Here is a 22308-nt window from a genome sequence, read left to right on the forward strand (position 1 = left end):
ACAAGTGCAATTATCTTAAAATGGTGGAGTAAGCGGGAAACCCTGCCAGAATTGGCAGGGTCAATGGATGAAGAAGATCAGAATTCCATTTTCACCGTGAACTGCACTTCTCGTGGGTCACCAATCTGATTACCCAGATTATTGGTGGCAATGGATGAGGTGTAATAGGTCTTATCAAACAGGTTTTTCACATTGAGTTGCAATGTGACCGGATACTGCAGCTTCATTTTATAAGCGGCAAAGGCATCGGCGACAAAATAGCCCGGCAGATAATAGTCTGCGCCATTGGTTGCGGAACGGCGACTCACTCCATGACCCCCACCGCCAATCGTCAGGGTATTACCCATAAAGGCATTCTGAATATCGTAGGTGAGGAATAATGAGCCGGTATGCTTCGGTACATTAGGCAGCGGCTTACCTTTGTAATCAGGATCTTCCGTCACTTTCGCGGCGGTATAACCGTAGCTGGCGATGATATTGGTGTTGGTGGTCAACGAACCGGCGACATCCACTTCCACGCCTTGTGAACGCACGCGACCCGCCGTTTTCGCCACGGTTTCGCCATTGATCATTTCGTTGTACAGCACATTGCGTTTATCAATATCAAACAGGGCAATATTGGCGGTGATACCGTCAAAGATATCGAATTTTGCCCCCACTTCATACGCTGTTGAGGTTTCAGGTGGCAGTTCGCCAATATAACTGGCAATAGAATATTGCGGCATGAAGGATCGCGACACGTTACCGAACAGCGATACGGACGGCGTCAGTTTGTAAACCATACCGAATTTGGGCACCCACTGTTGGTCGGTACTGTCGGTATTGACGTTGAACGGACGGCCTTTGCCAGCGTATTCGGTGTAGTACTGATAACGCATCCCGGCGACGGCGATCCATTTATCGGTCAGGTACAGCGCGTCCTGCACATACGCAGAATAGCTCTCTTGTTGAATGGTCTGATCGCTATCAGCGGCAGAAACGTTAGTACATTTACCCAACGTACCGTAGACAGGATTATAAATATTGAACCCTTTTACGTTCTTACAGCGGATCATGTCGGTGCGTAGCAGATCGTAGTTCTCATAAGAGACACCGGTGAGGAGCTCGTTATAAAAGCCAGCGATATCGACGTTGCCCTGCAAATCGGCACGTGTGGCGTGCATGCGCTGGGTGGAGCCTTGAGTGGCATCTACACGGCGGGTCAGATTTCCGGTGGCAGAATCATAAGCCATCACGCGAGCCTGATTATCGCTGTATTTATCCTGGCTAAAGCTGTAGTCGAATTTCGCTGTCCATTCACTGTTGAAACGGTATTCGGCATTCAACTGCGCCAGATCCGATTCGCCATCGGTGATATTAAACGGCTCATCAAAACGGGTTTTGCTATCCACATTCACCGCGTGTTTGGTGTTGAGATCGAAAATGGTGCCGCGATCGAACGGGGCTTTATAGTCGCGATGTGAGTAGAGCACGTTGACGGTGGCGTTGTCGCCAAACCAGGTCAGGGACGGGGAGATGAAAGTGCTCTGATTCGTGCCGAAGTTACGCCAGTAATCCTCATGCTGATATTCGCCGATCAGGCGATAGGCCAACTGCGTGCCTTCAATCGGCCCGGTCACGTCAAACTGTCCTGTGCCGCCGCCGAAGCTGCTGGAGGTTGCTGAAATCGAACCGCCAAACTGCGTTTCCGGACGTTTGGTGACGACATTAATCAGCCCGCCGGGATCGAGAATCCCGTACAGGGTTGAGGCCGGGCCTTTCAGCACTTCCACGCGTGAGGTGGCGGCGTTAAAGCTGCGCGGCAACACGGTTTTCAGACCGTTGGTCATCACCGAGCCGTCACGGTTTGCGCCGAAGCCACGGCGGACAAACGCATCCTGTGTGCCACCTAATGTGTTGGTTTGCACAACGTTACTGACGTTATACAGCGCTTCGTCCAGCGTCGTGACATGCTGATCTTCCAGAACTTTATCGCTGACAGTGTTCACCACTTGTGGGATATCCAACAATGGCATGGATGTCAGCGTCGCGGTGGACGAGCTCAGCGGTTGGTAACCCGATGTTACGGCCTGATCGGCAGACGACGCATCTGCCCGAACAGTGATGGTATCTTCCCCTTTAGGCGGAGTTGTCTCTTTCTCCGCTGCGAATACCGTAGATGTTGTTGTCATGCCCAGAAAGAGAGCAGAGCACAATGCCCGCCCTTTCATCCCCGAAAAGTAAGTCGTTAACTCAGCCATTATTTTATTTATTCCGCAAAAGACCCTGCCAAAAATGGGCAGGGAAACAGGTTGATTCAATTCATTGCCCGGCTTGCCAGCCCTGCATTTATCCATCTGTAAACCAGCGTTACTGGCGTCAGATGTGTAATTGAGAATCATTCAATCATGGGCGTTTGTAGTAGTAAACGTAAAAATGAAAAAGAAACTACAGGCGATTTACCGCAATTTAACCGTCTTTTTTTTGAGGGTATTTAATTTTCAATACATTGAAAAAGAATGATTTTTATTGATTTTTCAGCGGTTTTTATTTGTGCTTTAGTTGTTGGTTACAAGTGATGTAACTACAGGGTGTAATTGCTTGACTACTACAGTGCAAGCCAGCAAGATCACAAAGAGAATGAGTTTTATTTTTATTTAGAGAGTTACGCATGCAGGCTTTGCCATGCGGCGGCGCAGGAGTGAACATGCCACAGCATGTGGAAAATACCGCCCACAGAACGGGCATTGAACTACAACAGCTTTCTGCGGGTTATCGCCATAACACCATTGTCCACGATATCTGTCTCACTATCCCGCAAGGTAAAATGACGGTGCTGGTGGGGGCGAACGGCTCGGGTAAATCAACGTTGTTAAGCACAATCGCCCGTATGTTGAAACCGCACGGTGGCAGCGTATTACTGGATGGCAAAGCCATTCATCAGCAGCCCACCAAAGCGGTTTCACGGCAGCTCGGGATCCTGCCGCAATCCCCATTGGTGCCCGAAGGACTCACCGTTTTCGAACTGGTATCGCGCGGGCGTTTTCCCTGGCAGAACATGCTTTCGCAATGGACGGACGATGACGAACGCGCCGTGGAGCAGGCACTCCAGTTGACCGGAACGGCTGATTTTGCGCATTTACCGGTAGAGAGCCTTTCCGGTGGGCAACGTCAGCGCTGCTGGATTGCGATGGCGCTGGCACAGCAAACGCCGGTCATCTTGTTGGATGAGCCGACTACGTTTCTCGATCTGCGCTATCAGGTGGAGATCCTCGAACTGCTGCATTCACTGACTCGCCATCATGGCCGTACAGTGGTTGTGGTCCTGCATGACCTGAATTTTGCCGTGAATTACGGGGACATGCTGGTGTTCCTCAAGCAGGGGACGTTGCAGGGCGTCGTGCATGATGGCGAAAACTGCACGCCCGAGTTGATTAAGCACGTATTTGACGTTGACGTGCAGATGTCGGTGAATCCTCTCACCGGCAAACCGTTCTTTATGCCGTTCCGCGCGCCGGGCGGGCAAGCGCAATGACGGTCATGGCAACCACACAGGCTCGTCGCCGTGGCCGGTTTATGCTGGCGCTCCCCGTGTTAACGCTGCTGTTGTGTGTTCTGGCGGTGGTGCACCTGGGTGTTGGCGCACGCACTATCAGCCCGCAGACCGTCGTACAGGCGCTGTTCCACTTTGATGCGAAAAATTTTGACCACCGGATTATTGTCTCCTTACGTCTGCTGCGTATGACGGCGGCGATGCTGGTCGGCGCGGCGTTAGGTGTTGCGGGTATGCTGTTGCAGGCATTGATTCGTAATCCGCTGGGAGAGCCGCATATTCTGGGGCTGAATGCCGGTGCGGCGTTTGTCGTTGTGTTGTGTGCCGCGCTTGGCGTGACGGGGGCAAGCCAGCCATTGCTGGCGGCAGGCGGTGCTGCGGCACTCTTTTCGTTGGTGATGGCGCTTTCATCTGCCGGGCGCGGTGGCTTAACGCCGCTGAAGGTCACGTTGTGCGGCGTGGCGTTGTCGGCCATGGTGTCATCGCTGACTGCGGCGATCCTGATTCTGGATGAACAAACCCTATTGGCAATGCGCACCTGGCTGGTGGGGGATCTCGCGGGTCTGAGTTGGGAAAGTGTCAAAAGCGCCGTTCCCCCGTCGCTTGCCGGTATGGTGCTGGCGCTCGCTATCGCGCCGGGCCTGAATATTCTGGCCCTCGGCGACCGTATGGCCTGTGGGTTAGGGGTGAACATTCTGCGCATACGCGTGCTGGCGATGATCGCCATTGCGCTGCTGTGCGGTGCGGCAGTCTCCGTCGTGGGGCCGCTGGGGTTTATCGGTCTATTAGTGCCTAACGTGATCCGCCGTCTGGTAACAGACGATATTCGTCAGATGCTACCGACGTCGGCATTGCTGGGTGCGGCGCTGCTGCTGCTGGCGGATATTGCCGCCCGCACGGTGCTGGCTCCGCAGGAGCTGGCTACAGGGATCATGACCGCCCTGGTGGGTGCTCCGGCGTTTATTTTCATTGCGTCGAGGTTTTTGAAATGAACGATATGCTGCAGCGTGCAGGGCTTCGTGCATGGCGGGTGGGGGGATTTTCTCGTGTCATTCGTCCCAAAACCGTGCTGTACAGCCTCGGCCTGACGGTGCTGGCCATCGCATTACTGCTGTTCGGCGTGATGCAGGGTTCACTCCCGGTTCCCGCTTCCGCTATCGGACGGGCGTTGTTTGATCCTCAGGTGTTGACGGCTCAGCAACAGTATGTCGTTTGGGATGTACGACTGCCGCGACTGCTGATGGCGCTTCTGTGCGGGGCGATGCTCGGATTGGCTGGGGCGGCAATGCAATCGATCACCCGCAACGGGTTGGCCGATCCCGGGCTTATCGGTGTCAAAGAAGGGAGTTGCGTGGTGGTGCTGGCCCTGGTGCTGCTTTTCCCGTCCGCAAGTCTGGTCTGGCGGCCCCTGGCGGGAATGGCCGGTGGCGCACTGGTCGCCACACTGGTGATGCTGCTGGCCCGTGATTTCTCCCGGCCTCGCTTCGTGTTGATAGGCATTGGTGTGTCATGGTTCTTTGCGGCGGGAATGGGCGTATTTATGACCACCGCCGATGTCCGTGACGTACAGACTGCGCTGGTCTGGCTGGCGGGCAGCCTTCATGCCGCCACCTGGCCACTGCTGCTGGTGGCGCTGGTCTGGACGTTGCCTGCGGCCATTATCTTATTTGCCACGGCGCGAGCTTCGGATGTGGCGCTACTTGGCAATGCGACGGCAACGGGGCTGGGTGTACATCTACCCCGACTGGCGTTGTTGCGTTTTCTCGCGCCGGTTGTACTCACCGCCGCCAGTGTTGCCTGCGTGGGTAGCCTCGGTTTTGTCGGGTTGATGGCACCACACATGGCACGATTCTGGCTGCGTGGCGGACAAACAGCGCTGCTGTGGGGAAGTGCGTTGATCGGTGCGTTGCTGGTGCTGGTGACCGATACCGTGGGTCGTCTGGCGTTTGCACCACTGCAAATCCCAGCAGGGATCGTCATTGCCCTGGTCGGTGGACCGTTCTTTTTACTGTTGCTCTGGCGTCGCCGGGATCGTTTGTAATTGTTAAGAGGGTATATGCGCTTAATCTTTTCATTGCTGCTGCTGGTCGGCTGCACCGTCCAGGCGGCGGGGCCTGTTCAGTCATTTACTGACGATCTCGGGCGGGTGGTGAACGTACCGCTACATCCGCAGCGCATTGTGTCATTGCACGATCTCGACATCACTATTCCGCTGATCGAGCTGGGCGTGCCTCCGGTGGCCAGTCACGGCCGAACGCGCCCGGATGGCAGCCATTTTTTACGCTCCGGCGTGCTGCTGACCGGCGTGGATTTTGATAATTCGAACATGGCGTATATCGGTACGGCAGACATTGATATTGAAGCCATTGTCGCAGCGAAACCGGATTTAATTATCACCGAACCCAGCCGTAACACGCCGATTGAGCAACTGGAAAAAATAGCGCCGACGGTCAGTATCGACCATCTCGATGGCGGTGCGCCGGAGATCTACCGCAAGCTGGCGCAACTGACAGGTACGCAGAACCGGCTGGCATTGCTGGAACGGCGCTACCGTGAAGAAATTGCCCAGCTCAAGCGGACGGTCGATACGCAGCACATCTCTGTGGCGGTAATACAGGCCAATCAGGGCAAAATTAATGCGTTGCACACCTATCATTCCCTGGGGCGAGTGTTACGCGATGCTGGCTTCACCTTCCCGAAGCTTATTGACAGCATTCCGCCGGGTGGGCGCATTGATGTCAGTGCGGAACGTCTGCCTGAACTGGATGCAGATTTTGTCTTCGCGACCTGGCGTGGCGATACCGGCGGTAAACCGCAGGATGAAATCGCGGCGATGGATGCGGTGATGCCGGGCTGGTGTGAGTTCCTGACCGCCTGCCAGCGCGGACATTACGTTTTACTCTCCCGTGAAGAGGCGATATCCAATTCCTATGCCTCGCTGAGCCTGATGGTGGCGCAGGTGCAAACGCACATCGCCGGACGATGGCTACCGGAGGCTAAATAATCATGCTGACGGCGAAAAAAGCCAAAAATCGTATTGATGTCTATGGTGACCGTTTTCGCGCCAGGGCGCATTTACTCTCGCCACGTATGCAGGCCGTGGCGCGTTATATCAACGAGAACCGCGAAGTGGTGCTGGAGTTTACGGCGATCGAAATCGCAGCCGCCACTCAAACCTCTGATGCGACGGTGGTCAGGGCAATTCAGGCACTGGGGTTTGCCGGGTTGCGCGATTTAAAGCAGACCATTGAACACTGGTTTGGTCCTGGCGTGACCTCAGAAGAGAAGATGACCACCACGGTGAATACGCTCTCTTGCGATGTGAACTCCAGTATTGATTTTGTCTTGCAGGGGCATCAGCGCACCTGTGAAGCCCTTTCTACACCGCAAAACCGCTATGCAATTGCGCAGGCGGTGGCATTATTGGTAGAAGCTCGTCAGGTGGGGATTTTTGGTATTGGCGCATCCGGCGTATTGGCGGATTATACCGCGCGTCTGCTTAGCCGTATTGGCCTGCCTGCGGTAGCGTTTAATCGCACCGGGATTAACCTCGCGGAGCAACTGATCGCATTGCAGCGGGGAGATGTGCTGATCATGATGGCGCAAAAATCACCGCACCGGGAAGGGCTGACGACCATTCGTGAGGCCAGGCGGTTGGGTGTCCCGGTTATTTTACTGACGAACGCACTGGACTCCCGTTTTAGTAAAGAAGCAGATGTGGTGATTAACGTGCCACGTGGCGGCGAGAATGGGAAAATGCCGCTTCACGGTACGGTACTGGTGTGTCTGGAAATGATCGTGCTGTCTGTCGCGTCTACCGCGCCGCAGCGGTCCATTAAATCTGTGAAGCGGATTAACGAACTGTATCGGGGTATTGGTAAATCCGGGGCGAAGAAGTAAGCCGGTGATACCCGATGTGCAGGCCGGGTAGGGTGTCGTCACCACCCGGCATAAAGGCAGACAGATCAAACCATTAATGGCCGATCATTCTGGCCTTCGGGATCAGCTGGAAATACATATGATCCGGCACCGGCGTTTGCCAGACGTTGGCGTACACCGCATAGCCTACGGCGGCAAACAAAATACCGAGCAGCAGTAGCGTCATTGTCCACCCTGATAACCTACCTTGTCGCCACCATGGTTTCGGCGCTGCGCTGTGCCCTGATTGTGCGCCAGGCGGTGTTTTCAGTGACAGGGTCAGCGTCGAGGCTACCGGACAGGATTCCACACAGGTCATACACCCCGTGCACTCAACGGTGCGTACCTGAATTAAGCGATCGACCGGAATATTCGACGGGCAGTTCTTTGCGCATTTGCCGCAATCGATACAGCTGTCGGCGTTCCGGCGGATCTTAAACGGCGAAAGCAAAGAGAACAGACCAAGCAGTGCGCCATAAGGGCACAGATAACGGCACCACGCATTGCGAATAAACAGGCTCATAATGCTGATAACCGCCACCACGATGAGCGTTGTCGTGCCGATATGACGAAAGAAATCGAGCATCTTAACGTCAATAATCATGCCGTAAGCTGACATCAGAAAATACTGAATCCCTTGTGCTGGCATCGACAGGGCGATATACAGAAAGAAGCTCAGCAGCAGATATTTCAGGCTCAGCAAAGGGAGATCCAGCCAGCGAGGCAGGGTGAAGTTGCGACCCACTATTTTTTTGCCCAGATTACCTATCAGCTCAGACAGCGTCCCCACCGGGCACAACCACGAGCAGAACGCTTTTTTTAACAGCAAACTCATCAGGATAAAGGCAACAAGCAGCAGCATGGAAGCGGCGTGAATGGGGGGAAGAAAACCGGTTTCCAGTGTGTATCTGATATTCATCAGACCGGCAATGGGAAGCCAGCCCTCAATACCGCCGGGTCTTGGGATATAAACGCTGGTACCGGCTGTTTCGAAATAGCGAACCCAATACCAGAACGTCACGCCAATATAGATATTGATGGCCAACAGGAGAAACTGGGTGGCTTTTCTCCAGCTACTGGCATTGCGCCAGTCATTCCACGGCAGTTTCCCTCCGACTGTTCCAGGGCGGCGCTGCCAGCGCGTTTTCTTCTTCCCGCTCATGATCTCTTATTATCCCTCATATTTCCCCCTGCATTCAGGAAGACTCATCACCGGGATATGCTACCGCTATAAAGATATAGTGTATTTGATTTGCATCTTATTAATCGGCTGCCATTTCTATCACGCTAATGGGCATGTATAAAAATAACAGCACGATATTTATCACAGGTCAGATAAATACCCTGAACGGGGTATTTATTTATCTGTGGGGGACGACAGTCATTCCTGGTACGTTTCTACGCGGTTACGGCCATGGCTTTTCGCCAGATAGAGCGCGCGATCGGCTTTATCAACCAGTTGTTTGTAGTCGGGGTGATAGTCATATTCGGCAACGCCGATACTGACGGTAATAGAGAAGGATTCAGTCACGGACGCGGCGATACGCAGCTCGGCAATTTTCTTACGCAGCGTTTCCAGAATAATCGAGGCCTGCGATTCGTCTGATTCGACCAGCAGGATCATAAACTCTTCACCACCATAGCGGAATACGTAATCGCTGCTGCGGATGTGCTCATAAATAACGGCTGCGACGTTTTTCAGTGTCATATCGCCAGTATTATGTCCGTAGCTGTCGTTGATCTGCTTAAAATAATCAATGTCCAGCATTGCCAGGGTAAAGGGTTTTCGTGAATGTAACGCCAGCGAGATTTCACGGCGCATAATCGTTGGAATAAAGCGGCGATTAAGCAGCTGGGTCAGCGAATCTTTGCCATTTTCCTGTTTGACCAGCGCTTCAAACATTGAGGCGAGGAGAAAATGGATTTTGGCCGAGAGCTGTCGGACATCCTGCAATAAGCTCATCCGTTCGGCTTCGCCAGGCTGATGCTGATTCGAGAGCGTCTGTGTCAGACGGTTATCGATTTCAGCGATCACGGATTCCATTTCTGCCAGCAGATTACCGCTGCCAAGAATGTGTTTTCCCTTATGGGAGAACCACATACCAAAATCAGAGTCTGCCAGGAACACCAGATCACCGGACGGTAATCCGGTCGCGATGTTGTAGATAAACTGATTTTCCCAATCGGTAAACGAACGGATTTGCCGTTCGCGCTCGACGTTGACGTCGTCGTAAATGGTCTGCAGCCGATACTGCTCCTGCGTGTGCATCGAGTTTTGATAGCTCGGAGAGTAGGAAACAGTCATGGCCTCCAGCGCGGTATCCATCGCCAGACTGCTGAAACAGATAGCATCGCTCAACAGGCTGACAGAGTAGTCTGCCTTACTTTTCAGCAACTGATACAGCTCTTCTTTTAGCTTACGCGCCCCGCGGTTAACCAGATCGATAGGCAGGCCGATACGGGCGTGTACCACACCAATTTCACGCTGTTTTGCCAGCAAGAGCGGGAGGTCTTCATATGCGCTGCCGAGCACGCTGCGCAACCAGTCAAACATACTGCCGCTCAGGCGCGTACTGACCTGCTCGGTATTCAGAAACAACGCGCTCTCCGCGTGAGAGAGCATGTAGTCATAAAAAACGGTCACTAAATGGCGGATCTCATCGTCGCTTAACCCTGTGAGGATCGTATGAACTTCAGGGGATGTCTGGCGTATTAGCGCCCGCCATTCTGTAAGGAGTAATGTGTCGTTTACGGGATCAACCTGTTCCATCTCACAGCCACTCAAATGTGATTGAAAAATTCAGGCGGTATTACGGACAATTACCTCACGATGGTCAAGTGAAACTCTCTTTACGCATTAACGATGGCGAATACCTTCATAAATCAGCCTTAAGGCGAAGACGCCGATGATGGCACCAATCACCCGGCTGGCAACGCGCTGAATACGGCCATATGCACGACGCACCGCAGGAAGAGAAAACGCCTGGCTGAGAAAAATACGCCAAATAACAGAAGAAAGCACAATGCCTGCCCATGCCATCAGCCTGGCCCAGGTTGGGGTTTCTGCGCTTAAGGTGACCGAGAAAATACTAATAAAAAACAGTACGGTTTGCGGATTGGATAAATCCGTTAACAGCCCGCGACGAAAGAATACGTACCAGGGGGCGGAGATTGGTTGCTGTAAGGTGGGCATTTGCGGTGTGGCCTGATGGCGTATGCTATTCCAGGCAAACCACAGTAAGTAGGCACCGCCGACGATTTTTATCAGTGAGAATATCTCTTCACATTGGGTGATAAGCGTCGCCATACCAAACAGGCCAAGCCCGGAGTAGAACGCATCGCCCAAGGCAACGCCCAGACCGGTCATTACACCCGCGCGTCGTCCCGACGCCAGGCTGGTTTGCACCACCACGAACAGGTTTGCTCCGGGGTTGAAAAAGGTTAAAACAAACAGGCTAACGGTGAGCACGACGGCGTGCAGAGGTTCCATAGACAACGATTCCATCAGTGAGAAAATGAATGTTTACCCGCAGGTCATTTAAGAATCTGCACCTACTATAGTTTTAGTGCAATCAATATTCTGAGTATTCACTCACAGTGCACCATCAAACGCAGTTAATTTCTCAATGTCATCATTAACACTATTTGTGTCACCGGAATCGTCGGATAACGCGGCAGCACTGGATCGCCTGTTGTGGCTACGGCGCAAGATTTCTTTATATTTCCGTTGGCTCTGGATCTTTTAATCAGGCTGAACTACTTATTAATCATCCTTGACTCGCATGATGGATGTTCAGGGGTCGATGATGGCATATATAACAAAACCTGGAGCTTTGATATGAAAACTGGATATAAAGTACTTATTGGTGCGTTAGCTTTAGTTTTTTCCAACGCCTATGCTGCGGAATTTATGACAAAACTTGAGTTTGAAAAGGTTGAGTCGCAATACACAAAAATCGGTGATATTTCAACGAGTAATGAAGTTTCTGTTGCAGATGCTAAAGAAGAGCTGCTGAAGAAAGCCGAAGAGAAAGGCGCTGATGTGGTGGTATTAACCTCCGGCCAAACGGATAACAAAATCCATGGCACAGCTAATATTTACAAGAAAAAATAATGCGCTGCATTGAAAGATAAAATACCCGCCAGCCTCTGTACTGGCGGGTTATTCTTTTAACCTGCGCCAAAACGTGGTTCGGCTGATACCGAGATATCGTGCCGCCGCTGTTTTATCGCCGTTGAATTGTGCCAGCACCTGTTGTGGTGTCAGTGATGATGATATCTGGGGTATTTCGGCGACAGTCGCCAGCTCTGGCAATAATTGCTGCAAGAAATGGACGTTAAGTTCTGGTTGTGGCTCAACGCTTAAAAATAATGCCAGACGCTCCATCATATTGCGCAGCTCACGAATATTCCCCGGCCAGCCGTAATTCAGCAGCATATGTTGGCTGAGCCCCAGACCTTTGCGCACAGGCTCAGAAAACGGCACATCTAATTCCGCCAGTGACTGTTTTAAAAAGCCTTCCGCCAGCGGTAAAATATCGGGTAGCCGTTCGCGTAGCGGGGGGAGTTTGAGGCGCAGAATGCTCAGGCGATAAAACAGATCGGTACGAAATTCGCCTTGTTTCATCTCTTGTTCCAGGTTGCAGTGCGTGGCGCTAATCACCCGTACCTCTACCGGAATCGGTTGATGTCCACCTACCCGGGTGACCTCTTTTTCTTCCAGTACGCGCAACAGCCGGGTTTGTAACGGCAACGGCATTTCACCTATCTCATCAAGAAACAGTGTTCCGCCGTGGGCGATTTCAAACAGACCCGCGCGTCCGCCCCGCCGTGAGCCGGTAAAAGCACCATCCTCATAGCCGAACAACTCCGCTTCCAGTAAGGATTCGGTGATTGCCCCGCAGTTGACGGCAACAAACGGTGGTGAGGGTTTACCGCGTCGATTCTCCTGACGGGTGAAATATTCACGATGAATGGCCTGCGCCGCCAGCTCTTTCCCCGTCCCCGTTTCGCCCTGAATCAGCACCGGTGCGCGAGAACGGGCATAGAGCATTATGGTGTGCCGTACCTGTTCCATCTGAGCAGAGTGGCCGCGCATATCTCCCAGTGCATAGCGGGTGCGCAGCGTATCGCCAGACGCGTATTGACCATTTCGCCGTAGCGTCAGGCGCGTCATATCCAGCGCATCGACAAAGGCCTGGCGCACGGTAGCAGCTGAATAGATAAAGATGCCGGTCATACCGGCTTCTTCCGCCAGATCGGTAATGAGTCCCGCCCCGACCACTGCTTGAGTGCCGTTGGCCTTCAGCTCGTTGATTTGTCCTCGGGCATCTTCTTCGGTGATATAGCTACGCTGTTCAAGCTGTAAATTGAAGGTCTTTTGAAAGGCGAGAAGCGCAGGAATGGTTTCCTGATAGGTAATGACGCCAATCGATGACGTGAGTTTTCCCGCTTTCGCCAATGCCTGTAGCACATCGAAGCCGCTGGGTTTAATCAGGATCACTGGAATTGATAAGCGGCTTTTCAGATAGGCACCGTTGGAGCCCGCCGCAATGATCGCATCACATCGCTCGGTCGCCAGCTTCTTGCGGATATAGGTGACCGCTTTTTCAAAACCGAGCTGGATAGGGGTGATGGTCGCCAGGTGGTCGAACTCCAGGCTGATGTCGCGGAACAGTTCAAACAGACGCGTAACGGAGACCGTCCAGATAACCGGTTTGTCGTCATTCATCCGCGGCGGAAGATGCGTATCAGCCATAACCAACTCAAAAAGTAAGGAACCGAATATTGGGTTTAGTTGTGTTTCATAAATGTTGCAATGAAACGTTCATCTCGGTTTCATGAAACGATAGCTGACACGCTTTTGTACATAAAAAATGCAGATTTTAAATGTAATTCTTTGTTTTAAAAATGAAAAATAGAATTTGAGCAAAAATTCAGGTCTTTGGCATACCCCTTGCTTTAGGTTAATCAACGAACGATAACAAGTTGATAACAAGAGGACGGGATATGTCTCTACACTCCCCAGGGCAGGCGTTCCGCGCTGCGCTCACCAAAGAAAATCCATTACAAATCGTGGGTACCATTAACGCCAACCATGCGCTCCTGGCCCAACGCGCCGGATACCAGGCAATTTACCTGTCAGGCGGCGGCGTGGCGGCCGGCTCATTGGGATTGCCCGACCTCGGTATCTCTACGCTGGATGATGTGCTGACCGATATCCGCCGTATCACCGACGTTTGCCCACTACCGTTGCTGGTGGATGCTGATATCGGGTTTGGATCGTCGGCATTTAACGTGGCGCGAACCGTGAAGTCGATTGCCAAAGCCGGTGCTGCTGCGCTGCACATTGAAGATCAGATCGGCGCTAAGCGCTGCGGTCATCGCCCGAACAAGGCGATCGTCTCGAAAGAAGAGATGGTCGACAGGATCCGCGCCGCCGTGGATGCGCGCACCGATCCCAACTTTGTCATCATGGCGCGTACCGATGCGCTGGCGGTGGAAGGGTTAGAGGCGGCTATCGATCGTGCGCAGGCGTATGTCGAAGCGGGCGCTGACATGCTGTTCCCGGAAGCGATCACCGAGCTGTCTATGTACCGCCAGTTTGCAGACGCGGTGCAGGTGCCGATCCTCGCTAACATTACCGAATTTGGTGCGACACCGCTGTTCACTACCGATGAGCTGCGCAGTGCAAATGTGGCGATGGCGCTCTATCCGCTGTCTGCCTTCCGTGCCATGAACCGCGCCGCTGAACGGGTATACAACGTGCTGCGCCAGGAAGGTACGCAAAAGAGCGTGATCGACATTATGCAGACGCGTAACGAGCTGTACGAAAGCATCAACTACTACCAGTTCGAAGAGAAACTCGACGCGCTGTACACCACGAAGCCGTAGGCCTGATAAGGCGCAGCTGCCATCAGGCAATGCCGGATGGCACTACGTTTATCCGGCCTACAACGTACTACGCGATGCATACCCTCAATACCCTATATATAAAAAATAACGAGGACAACATGAGCGACACAACGATCCTGCAAAACAGTACCCATGTCATTAAGCCGAAAAAATCCGTCGCGCTGTCCGGCGTCCCCGCCGGAAATACGGCGTTGTGTACCGTTGGTAAAAGCGGTAACGATTTACACTATCGTGGCTACGATATTCTCGACCTGGCGCAGCAGTGTGAATTTGAAGAGGTTGCGCACCTGCTGATCCACGGAAAATTGCCTACCCGCGATGAGCTCAACGCCTACAAGAGCAAATTAAAAGCGCTGCGTGGCTTACCTGCTAACGTGCGTACCGTGCTGGAAGCGCTGCCGGCAGCATCACACCCAATGGACGTCATGCGCACCGGCGTCTCCGCGTTAGGTTGTACGTTACCGGAAAAAGAGGGGCATACCGTCTCTGGCGCGCGCGACATCGCTGACAAACTTTTAGCCTCACTTAGCTCAATCCTTTTGTATTGGTATCACTACAGCCACAACGGCGAGCGCATTCAGCCGGAAACTGACGATGATTCGATTGGCGGCCACTTCCTGCATCTGCTGCATGGCGAAAAGCCGTCGCAAAGTTGGGAAAAGGCGATGCATATTTCGCTGGTGCTGTACGCCGAGCACGAATTTAACGCCTCCACCTTTACCGGCAGAGTGATCGCCGGTACTGGCTCAGACATGTATTCCGCGATTATCGGGGCGATTGGCGCACTGCGCGGCCCGAAACACGGCGGAGCCAACGAGGTATCGCTGGAAATCCAGCAGCGCTATGAAACACCGGATGAAGCCGAAGCGGATATACGCAAGCGGGTTGAAAACAAAGAAGTGGTGATTGGCTTTGGACATCCGGTGTACACCATTGCCGACCCGCGTCATCAGGTGATTAAGCGCGTGGCGAAACAGCTTTCTCAGGAAGGCGGTTCGCTGAAAATGTACAACATCGCCGACCGTCTGGAAGCGGTGATGTGGGAAACGAAAAAAATGTTCCCTAACCTCGACTGGTTCTCGGCGGTCTCCTACAACATGATGGGCGTCCCCACCGAAATGTTCACACCGCTGTTTGTCATCGCCCGTGTTACTGGCTGGGCGGCGCACATTATCGAACAGCGTCAGGACAACAAAATTATCCGTCCTTCCGCCAATTATGTTGGCCCGGAAGATCGCGAATTCGTTGCAATTGAAAAACGTTGCTAATGCCAAACCGCTAAAGATAAAAAAACAGGAAATGTACCCTATGTCTGCACATATTTCGAACGTCCGCCCTGAATTTGACCGTGAAATTGTTGATATCGTTGACTACGTTATGAATTACGAGATCACCTCAAAGGTGGCGTATGACACTGCACATTATTGCCTGCTTGATACCCTCGGTTGCGGCCTGGAAGCGCTGGAATATCCGGCCTGTAAAAAGTTGTTAGGGCCGATTGTGCCGGGTACGGTGGTGCCGAACGGCGTTCGTGTGCCGGGTACCCAGTTCCAGCTCGATCCCGTTCAGGCGGCATTTAATATCGGCGCGATGATCCGTTGGCTGGACTTCAACGACACCTGGCTGGCCGCTGAATGGGGCCATCCTTCCGATAACCTCGGCGGTATTCTGGCGACGGCTGACTGGTTGTCACGCAATGCGGTGGCGGCGGGAAAAGCGCCGTTAACCATGAAAAAAGTGCTGACCGGCATGATTAAAGCCCACGAAATTCAGGGCTGTATCGCACTGGAAAACTCCTTTAACCGCGTTGGGCTTGACCATGTCCTGTTGGTGAAAGTCGCCTCGACCGCCGTTGTTGCCGAAATGCTCGGATTGACCCGCGATGAGATCCTCAATGCGGTGTCGCTGGCGTGGGTCGACGGACAGTCGCTGCGTACCTATCGCCATGCCCCGAATACCGGCACACGTAAATCCTGGGCTGCTGGCGATGCCACTTCACGTGCCGTGCGTCTGGCACTGATGGCGAAAACCGGCGAGATGGGCTACCCGTCTGCGCTGACGGCAAAAACCTGGGGGTTTTATGACGTCTCCTTCAAAGGGGAATCGTTCCGCTTCCAGCGTCCGTACGGCTCATACGTGATGGAAAACGTGTTGTTTAAAATCTCCTTCCCGGCCGAGTTCCACTCACAAACAGCGGTTGAAGCGGCGATGACGCTGTATGAACAACTGCAGGCGGCGGGTAAAACGGCGGCGGATATCGAAAAAGTGACCATTCGTACGCACGAAGCCTGTATTCGTATCATCGATAAAAAAGGTCCACTGAATAACCCGGCGGATCGTGACCACTGCATTCAGTATATGGTGGCTATCCCGCTGCTGTTCGGACGCTTAACCGCAGCGGATTACGAAGACGGTGTGGCGCAGGACAAACGCATTGATGCGCTGCGCGAGAAGATCAATTGCTTCGAAGACCCAACCTTTACCGCGGACTATCACGACCCGGAAAAACGCGCCATCGCAAACGCCATCACCGTGGAATTTACCGATGGATCACGTTTTGAAGAAGTGGTGGTGGAGTACCCCATCGGCCACGCGCGTCGTCGTCATGACGGGATGCCGAAACTGGTCGAAAAATTCAAAATCAACCTGGCGCGTCAGTTCCCGACCCGTCAGCAGCAGCGCATTCTGGATGTCTCCCTGAACAGAGCAAGCCTGGAGCAGATGCCAGTCAACGAATACCTTGATTTGTTCGTTATCTAAACCTGCGTGCGGCAAGGCGTAAGTTCAACAGGAGAGCATTATGTCTTATAGCGATTTTTATCAGCGTTCGATTACGCAACCTGAGTCGTTCTGGGCCGAGCAGGCCCAGCGTATTGACTGGCAGCAGCCGTTTGCTCAGGTACTGGATCATCGTCATCCACCGTTTGCTCGCTGGTTTTGTGGCGGGACGACGAATCTGTGCCATAACGCCATCGACCGCTGGCTGGAGAAACAGCCTGACGCGCTGGCGCTGATCGCGGTTTCATCGGAAACCGAAGAAGAGCGCACATTTACCTTTCGTCAGTTGTATGACGAGGTAAACGTCGCGGCGGCGATGTTGCTGTCGCTGGGCGTACAGCGCGGCGACAGGGTGCTGGTTTATATGCCGATGATCGCCGAGGCGCACATTACGCTGCTGGCCTGTGCGCGGATTGGGGCGATCCATTCCGTGGTATTTGGCGGATTTGCCTCGCACAGTGTGGCGGCGCGGATCGACGATGCCCAGCCAAAGGTCATCGTATCGGCGGATGCCGGGGCGCGAGGCGGCAAGATCCTGCCGTATAAAAAGCTGCTTGATGATGCGATTGCGCAGGCTCAGCATCAACCGCGCCATTTGGTACTGGTTGATCGTGGCCTGGCGAAAATGGCGTGGGTTGAAGGACGCGACCTCGACTTTGCCGCGCTGCGCCAACAGCATCTCGGCGCACGCGTGCCGGTGGTCTGGCTGGAATCGAATGAAACTTCCTGCATTCTCTACACGTCCGGTACAACCGGTAAACCAAAAGGCGTGCAGCGTGATGTAGGCGGTTATGCGGTAGCGCTGGCCACCTCGATGGACACCATTTTTGGTGGCAAAGCGGGCGGCGTGTTCTTCTGCGCGTCGGATATCGGCTGGGTGGTGGGACACTCGTACATCGTCTATGCCCCGTTGCTGGCGGGGATGGCGACAGTGGTGTACGAAGGGTTGCCAACCTGGCCGGACTGCGGCGTGTGGTGGAAAATCGTTGAAAAATATCAGGTCAGCCGGATGTTCTCGGCACCGACCGCCATCCGCGTGCTGAAGAAATTCCCGACCGCGCAGATCCGGAATCACGATCTCTCCTCGTTGGAAGTGCTGTATCTGGCCGGCGAGCCGCTGGATGAACCGACGGCAAGTTGGGTAACCCAAACGCTGGGGGTTCCGGTTATCGACAACTACTGGCAGACCGAATCTGGCTGGCCGATTATGGCGATTGCCCGCGGGCTGGACGACCGACCGTCGCGTCTGGGCAGTCCTGGCGTGCCGATGTACGGCTACAACGTGCAACTCCTCAATGAAGTGACTGGCGAACCTTGTGCTGCAAATGAGAAGGGGATGCTGGTGATTGAAGGGCCGCTGCCGCCGGGTTGCATTCAGACCATCTGGGGCGATGACGAACGCTTTGTGAATACCTACTGGTCGCTGTTCTCCCGCCAGGTGTACGCCACCTTTGACTGGGGCATTCGTGACGACGACGGGTACTACTTCATTCTGGGGCGTACGGATGACGTGATCAACGTCGCCGGGCACCGGTTGGGCACGCGCGAGATAGAAGAGAGTATCTCCAGCTATCCGAACGTAGCTGAGGTAGCGGTAGTGGGGGTGAAAGATGCGCTAAAAGGGCAGGTGGCCGTCGCGTTTGTCATTCCAAAGCAGAGTGACAGTTTGGAAGACCGCGACATTGCGCATTCTGAAGAGAAGGCGATTATGGCGCTGGTGGACAGCCAGATTGGTAACTTTGGCCGTCCGGCACATGTCTGGTTTGTGTCGCAACTGCCGAAAACACGCTCCGGAAAAATGCTCAGGCGTACGATCCAGGCGATCTGCGAAGGCCGTGATCCTGGCGATCTGACCACCATTGACGATCCGACATCGTTGCAGCAAATCCGCCAGGCGATCGAGGAGTAAGGCGTTTCCGGATGGTGGCTTCGCCTTATCCGGCCTACGAAACCGCGTACCGTAGGCCGGATGAGCGCCGCGCCATCCGGCGCAGAGTTAGCGCCAACTCAGCTGATAATGATAACGCCCCGCGCTCAACTGAAATTCCGGCGACACTGAAGGGCTCCACGAATCATCCCCGCCGACGCCCATATGGAAACCGTCAATGTTGAGCCATGTTCCGGCTTCAGGTTGCAGCAGATGACGATGGCTGGTTTCCATCAGTTGCTTCTGGCTGTAACGGCTGATGTTGAACTGGAAGTCACCACGCCACAGGTGCTCCCCGTAGCGTAATTCGCGTGTCCCGCAGCGCAGGCCGTTTTCACTCGGGAAGACGTACGGCGTATACATCTCATCCAGCGTCAGATCCCAACGATCAAAACAGGCAGCGCTCAGGCGATCCGGGTAGTTCTCGTGCGGCCCAAGGCCTAACCAGTTTACCCGTTCAGCCACCTGCGCCAACTGGCAGCTTAGGCCGATACGCGCTGGGTGCGGTGTTCCGCTGGCCACATCGACATCCACGGCAATCTGCATCTCGCCGTGGCCGTCGAGATGATATGACTTACGGCTGACGAACAGCGTTTCACCCTGATACTGCCAGGCATGCGCGGTGGTGATAAGGATGCTGTTCGACAGCGCTTCGGCTTCGCATTGCAATAGTAGTGGCTCAGCATGGTAATGGCCTGCGGCCTTCCAGCGTTCGACCCAGGCATTAGGATCGATGCGCGTGACTTCGCTGATGCCGATGTCGTTATCCAGCGGCGCGCGGGTAAACTGATCGATTAACGGCGCTAACAGTTGTGCTTCTTCGGCCAGCCAGTATTGTGTCAATAAACCTGTCTGGCGGCAGAATTCCCAGCGTTTATCGCTGACGATTACCGTAAATGTATCATCGCGGGTCGTCAGCTGTGGCGCTGTGTTGGCGCGAGGTTTAAGCGCCAGGCTGAGTTTCTCTTCCAGCTTCCACTGCTGCCAGGCACTGATATGCCCGGCGTCTGACCACGCAGTAGCCTGGGGTTGTTCCACGCGCACCGTCAGCCACAGCTGGCCTGCGGTTTCCGGCATCGGGATAGCCGGCAGGGTGATCAACTGGCGGCCCTGTGGGGCGATATTCAGAGCGATTTCTCCGGTGGCCAGCGGGTTGCCGTCCAGGGCGATGGACCAATGCAGGATTTCGTTATCGCTGTGGCGGAACAGGTATTCACTGGTCACTTCAATCTGGCGTTGGGGGCCAGGCAATAGCGTAAACTGGAAAAACTGCTGTGCGTGTTTGGCCTCATACAGCGACGGATGCGGCGTGCGGTCGGCAAATACCAGTCCGTTCATGCAGAACTGGCGGTCATTCGGTGTGTCGCCAAAATCCCCGCCGTAGGCTGACCATGGATTACCGTTGTCGTCATATTTAATAAGCGACTGATCGACCCAGTCCCAGACGAATCCTCCTTGCAGACGCGGATACTGGCGGAATGCCTGCCAGTATTTGGCGTAGCCGCCGAGGCTGTTACCCATCGCGTGAGCATATTCGCAGAGGATCAGCGGGCGCAGCTCGCCGGGCATCGACAGCCATTTTTTGATTGACCATTTGGGGACCGCCGGGAAGGGCTGATCCTGGTCTACGCGGGCGTACATCGGGCAAATAATGTCGGTGGCTACGGTATCCGCGCCGCCGCCTTCGTACTGTACCGGACGAGAGGGATCTTCCGATTTCAGCCAACGATACAGCGCGTCGTGGTTCGCGCCGTGACCGGACTCATTGCCCAGCGACCAGATGATGATACTTGGGTGATTGCGGTCACGCTGTACCATGCGCGTGACGCGCTGGCTCATGGCAGGAAGCCATGTAGGGTCGTCGCTCAGGCGATTCATGGGCACCATACCGTGGGTTTCGATATTGGCTTCATCCACCACATACAGGCCGTAGCGGTCGCACAGGATGTACCATAGCGGGTGGTTTGGGTAATGCGAGCAACGCACGGCGTTAAAGTTGTTCTGTTTCATCAGGATGATGTCCTGCACCATCGTCGCTTCGTCCATCACCTGACCGTTTTGCGGGTGATGTTCGTGGCGGTTAGCACCACGAATCAGCAGCGGTTGACCATTCAGCAACAGCAGGCCGTTTTCGATGCGGACCTCGCGGAAGCCGACGTCACAGGCCTCGGCTTCAATCAGCGTACCGTCAGCAGTATGAAGCTGCACCACGGCGCGGTACAGATTAGGCGTTTCGGCACTCCACAACGCCGGGTGTTCAACGTTGAGGCGCAGCGTAGTGCGATCGTGATAAGCGCCGCGTTCATCAACAATTTCGCTGCCGGGCGGTGAGGTGAGCTCGCCAACCAACGTTTCGCCGTTCCACAATTGCAGGGTTACGCGTACATCTTCACGCTCGTCGCCTGCTATCCGGACTTCCGCTTCCAGCACCGCACGGCTGAAATCATCATTAAAGCGGGTGTTGATGCGTAGGTCACGGATCTGCGTTGTGGGTTTATGCAGCAAAGAAACGTCGCGAAAGATGCCGCTCATGCGCCACATGTCCTGATCTTCCAGATAGCTGCCATCGCTCCAGCGCAGCACCATGACGGCCAGGCGGTTTTCGCCGTGCAGCAGATAATCGCGAAGATCAAATTCAGACGGCAGGCGGCTGTCCTGACCGTAGCCGACCCAACGACCGTTGCACCACAGATGAAACGCGGAGTTCACGCCGTCAAAAATAATGCGCGTCTGACCCTCATCTAACCACGCATCTTCGATACTAAATGTGAGCGAGTAACACCCGGTAGGGTTCTGTGTCGGAACAGCGGGCGGATTGACCGGGAATGGATAGGTGATATTGGAGTAGATTGGCGCATCATAACCGCTCATCTGCCAGTTAGACGGTACGCAGAGGGTATCGGCCTGCGGTAAATCATGCTCAAGCCAGCTTTCTGGCACGGCCTCTGGTGCGGAAAACCAGGCGAACTGCCACTCGCCATTTAACGAAATCCGTTGGGATGAAGGCCGGTTGTTACGGGCATCATCCACGCAGCGCCAGCTACAAAATGGTGGATGTGCCTCCAGACGGTTTATCTGTGTGACGCCGGGGTTTTCCCAGTCACGGCGCGCCAGTACGGCGGCGAGTGAGTCCGAGCTTAGAGTCATAGCGGTATCTCATGTTTGTTATTCGCTCACAATTCAATAAACATAAGGCGTGCGGTGAGACGCTGTAAAGCCGGGCGGGTTTAATGGGTGA

16 protein-coding genes are annotated in these 22308 nt (G+C 54.2%); 10 read left to right on the forward strand and 6 right to left on the reverse strand.

Going from position 1 to position 22308, the window contains the following annotated elements; genetic code table 11:
• Positions 1-77 precede the first annotated feature (77 nt).
• The gene (locus tag QMN38_RS09800) at positions 78-2240 is read right to left on the reverse strand and encodes a TonB-dependent siderophore receptor (RefSeq protein WP_323604970.1); all 2163 of its coding nucleotides are present in this window, start codon (positions 2238-2240) and stop codon (positions 78-80) included.
• Positions 2241-2686: 446 nt separating this feature from the next.
• Between QMN38_RS09800 and QMN38_RS09805 the strand changes: the two genes are divergently transcribed.
• The 5 genes from QMN38_RS09805 to QMN38_RS09825 are packed head-to-tail and all read left to right on the forward strand — an operon-like array spanning position 2687 to position 7432.
• Positions 2687-3514 carry an ABC transporter ATP-binding protein gene (locus QMN38_RS09805; protein ID WP_137384452.1) on the forward strand — a complete coding sequence of 276 codons (828 nt, stop codon included), beginning with the start codon at positions 2687-2689 and terminating at the stop codon, positions 3512-3514.
• Entirely contained in the window at positions 3511-4524 is a 1014-nt protein-coding gene (locus tag QMN38_RS09810; protein ID WP_323604971.1) for a FecCD family ABC transporter permease, read from the forward strand. The genes QMN38_RS09805 and QMN38_RS09810 overlap by 4 nt, the downstream gene beginning before the upstream one ends.
• Positions 4521-5573, forward strand: coding sequence for a FecCD family ABC transporter permease (locus QMN38_RS09815; protein WP_323604972.1), 1053 nt, complete (start codon positions 4521-4523; stop codon positions 5571-5573). The genes QMN38_RS09810 and QMN38_RS09815 overlap by 4 nt, the downstream gene beginning before the upstream one ends.
• Before the next feature lie 15 nt (positions 5574-5588).
• Positions 5589-6536 carry an ABC transporter substrate-binding protein gene (locus QMN38_RS09820; RefSeq protein ID WP_323604973.1) on the forward strand — a complete coding sequence of 316 codons (948 nt, stop codon included), beginning with the start codon at positions 5589-5591 and terminating at the stop codon, positions 6534-6536.
• 2 nt (positions 6537-6538) lie between these two features.
• The gene (locus QMN38_RS09825; RefSeq protein WP_005127925.1) at positions 6539-7432 is read left to right on the forward strand and encodes a MurR/RpiR family transcriptional regulator; all 894 of its coding nucleotides are present in this window, start codon (positions 6539-6541) and stop codon (positions 7430-7432) included.
• A gap of 73 nt (positions 7433-7505) precedes the next feature.
• Here QMN38_RS09825 and QMN38_RS09830 read toward each other — a convergent pair whose 3' ends face one another.
• From QMN38_RS09830 to QMN38_RS09840, 3 genes are all read right to left on the reverse strand, one after another.
• Positions 7506-8612, reverse strand: a complete 1107-nt coding sequence (locus QMN38_RS09830; protein ID WP_271441868.1) for a 4Fe-4S binding protein — start codon at positions 8610-8612, stop codon at positions 7506-7508.
• Positions 8613-8831: 219 nt separating this feature from the next.
• Positions 8832-10220 (reverse strand): diguanylate cyclase, encoded by a 1389-nt coding sequence (locus tag QMN38_RS09835; protein WP_323604974.1) that lies wholly within the window; start codon positions 10218-10220, stop codon positions 8832-8834.
• Positions 10221-10307: 87 nt separating this feature from the next.
• Positions 10308-10940, reverse strand: a complete 633-nt coding sequence (locus tag QMN38_RS09840) for a LysE family transporter (protein ID WP_137384458.1) — start codon at positions 10938-10940, stop codon at positions 10308-10310.
• 348 nt (positions 10941-11288) lie between these two features.
• Between QMN38_RS09840 and yahO the strand changes: the two genes are divergently transcribed.
• Complete coding sequence (gene yahO, locus QMN38_RS09845; RefSeq protein WP_003830901.1) at positions 11289-11564, forward strand: DUF1471 family periplasmic protein YahO; 276 nt, start codon at positions 11289-11291, stop codon at positions 11562-11564.
• A gap of 48 nt (positions 11565-11612) precedes the next feature.
• Here the strand turns inward: yahO and prpR are convergent, their stop codons facing one another.
• Complete coding sequence (gene prpR, locus QMN38_RS09850) at positions 11613-13208, reverse strand: propionate catabolism operon regulatory protein PrpR (RefSeq protein ID WP_271449940.1); 1596 nt, start codon at positions 13206-13208, stop codon at positions 11613-11615.
• A 251-nt stretch (positions 13209-13459) separates the two neighbouring features.
• Between prpR and prpB the strand changes: the two genes are divergently transcribed.
• From prpB to prpE, 4 genes are all read left to right on the forward strand, one after another.
• Positions 13460-14344: a methylisocitrate lyase gene (gene prpB, locus QMN38_RS09855; protein ID WP_137384459.1), complete on the forward strand. Its 885-nt coding sequence runs from the start codon at positions 13460-13462 to the stop codon at positions 14342-14344.
• A gap of 119 nt (positions 14345-14463) precedes the next feature.
• Positions 14464-15633 carry a bifunctional 2-methylcitrate synthase/citrate synthase gene (prpC, locus tag QMN38_RS09860; protein ID WP_137384460.1) on the forward strand — a complete coding sequence of 390 codons (1170 nt, stop codon included), beginning with the start codon at positions 14464-14466 and terminating at the stop codon, positions 15631-15633.
• A gap of 40 nt (positions 15634-15673) precedes the next feature.
• Positions 15674-17125, forward strand: a complete 1452-nt coding sequence (locus QMN38_RS09865; RefSeq protein WP_137384461.1) for a bifunctional 2-methylcitrate dehydratase/aconitate hydratase — start codon at positions 15674-15676, stop codon at positions 17123-17125.
• A gap of 40 nt (positions 17126-17165) precedes the next feature.
• Positions 17166-19052 carry a propionate--CoA ligase gene (gene prpE, locus QMN38_RS09870; protein WP_323604975.1) on the forward strand — a complete coding sequence of 629 codons (1887 nt, stop codon included), beginning with the start codon at positions 17166-17168 and terminating at the stop codon, positions 19050-19052.
• A gap of 87 nt (positions 19053-19139) precedes the next feature.
• Here the strand turns inward: prpE and QMN38_RS09875 are convergent, their stop codons facing one another.
• On the reverse strand, positions 19140-22217 hold the full coding sequence (locus tag QMN38_RS09875; RefSeq protein WP_323604976.1) for a beta-galactosidase: 3078 nt from the start codon (positions 22215-22217) through the stop codon (positions 19140-19142).
• Between the last annotated feature and the right edge of the window lie 91 nt (positions 22218-22308).

The sequence above is a fragment of the Citrobacter sp. R-1.5.2 genome (assembly GCF_035064245.1).
In the GTDB taxonomy this organism is placed as follows: Bacteria; Pseudomonadota; Gammaproteobacteria; order Enterobacterales; family Enterobacteriaceae; genus Citrobacter.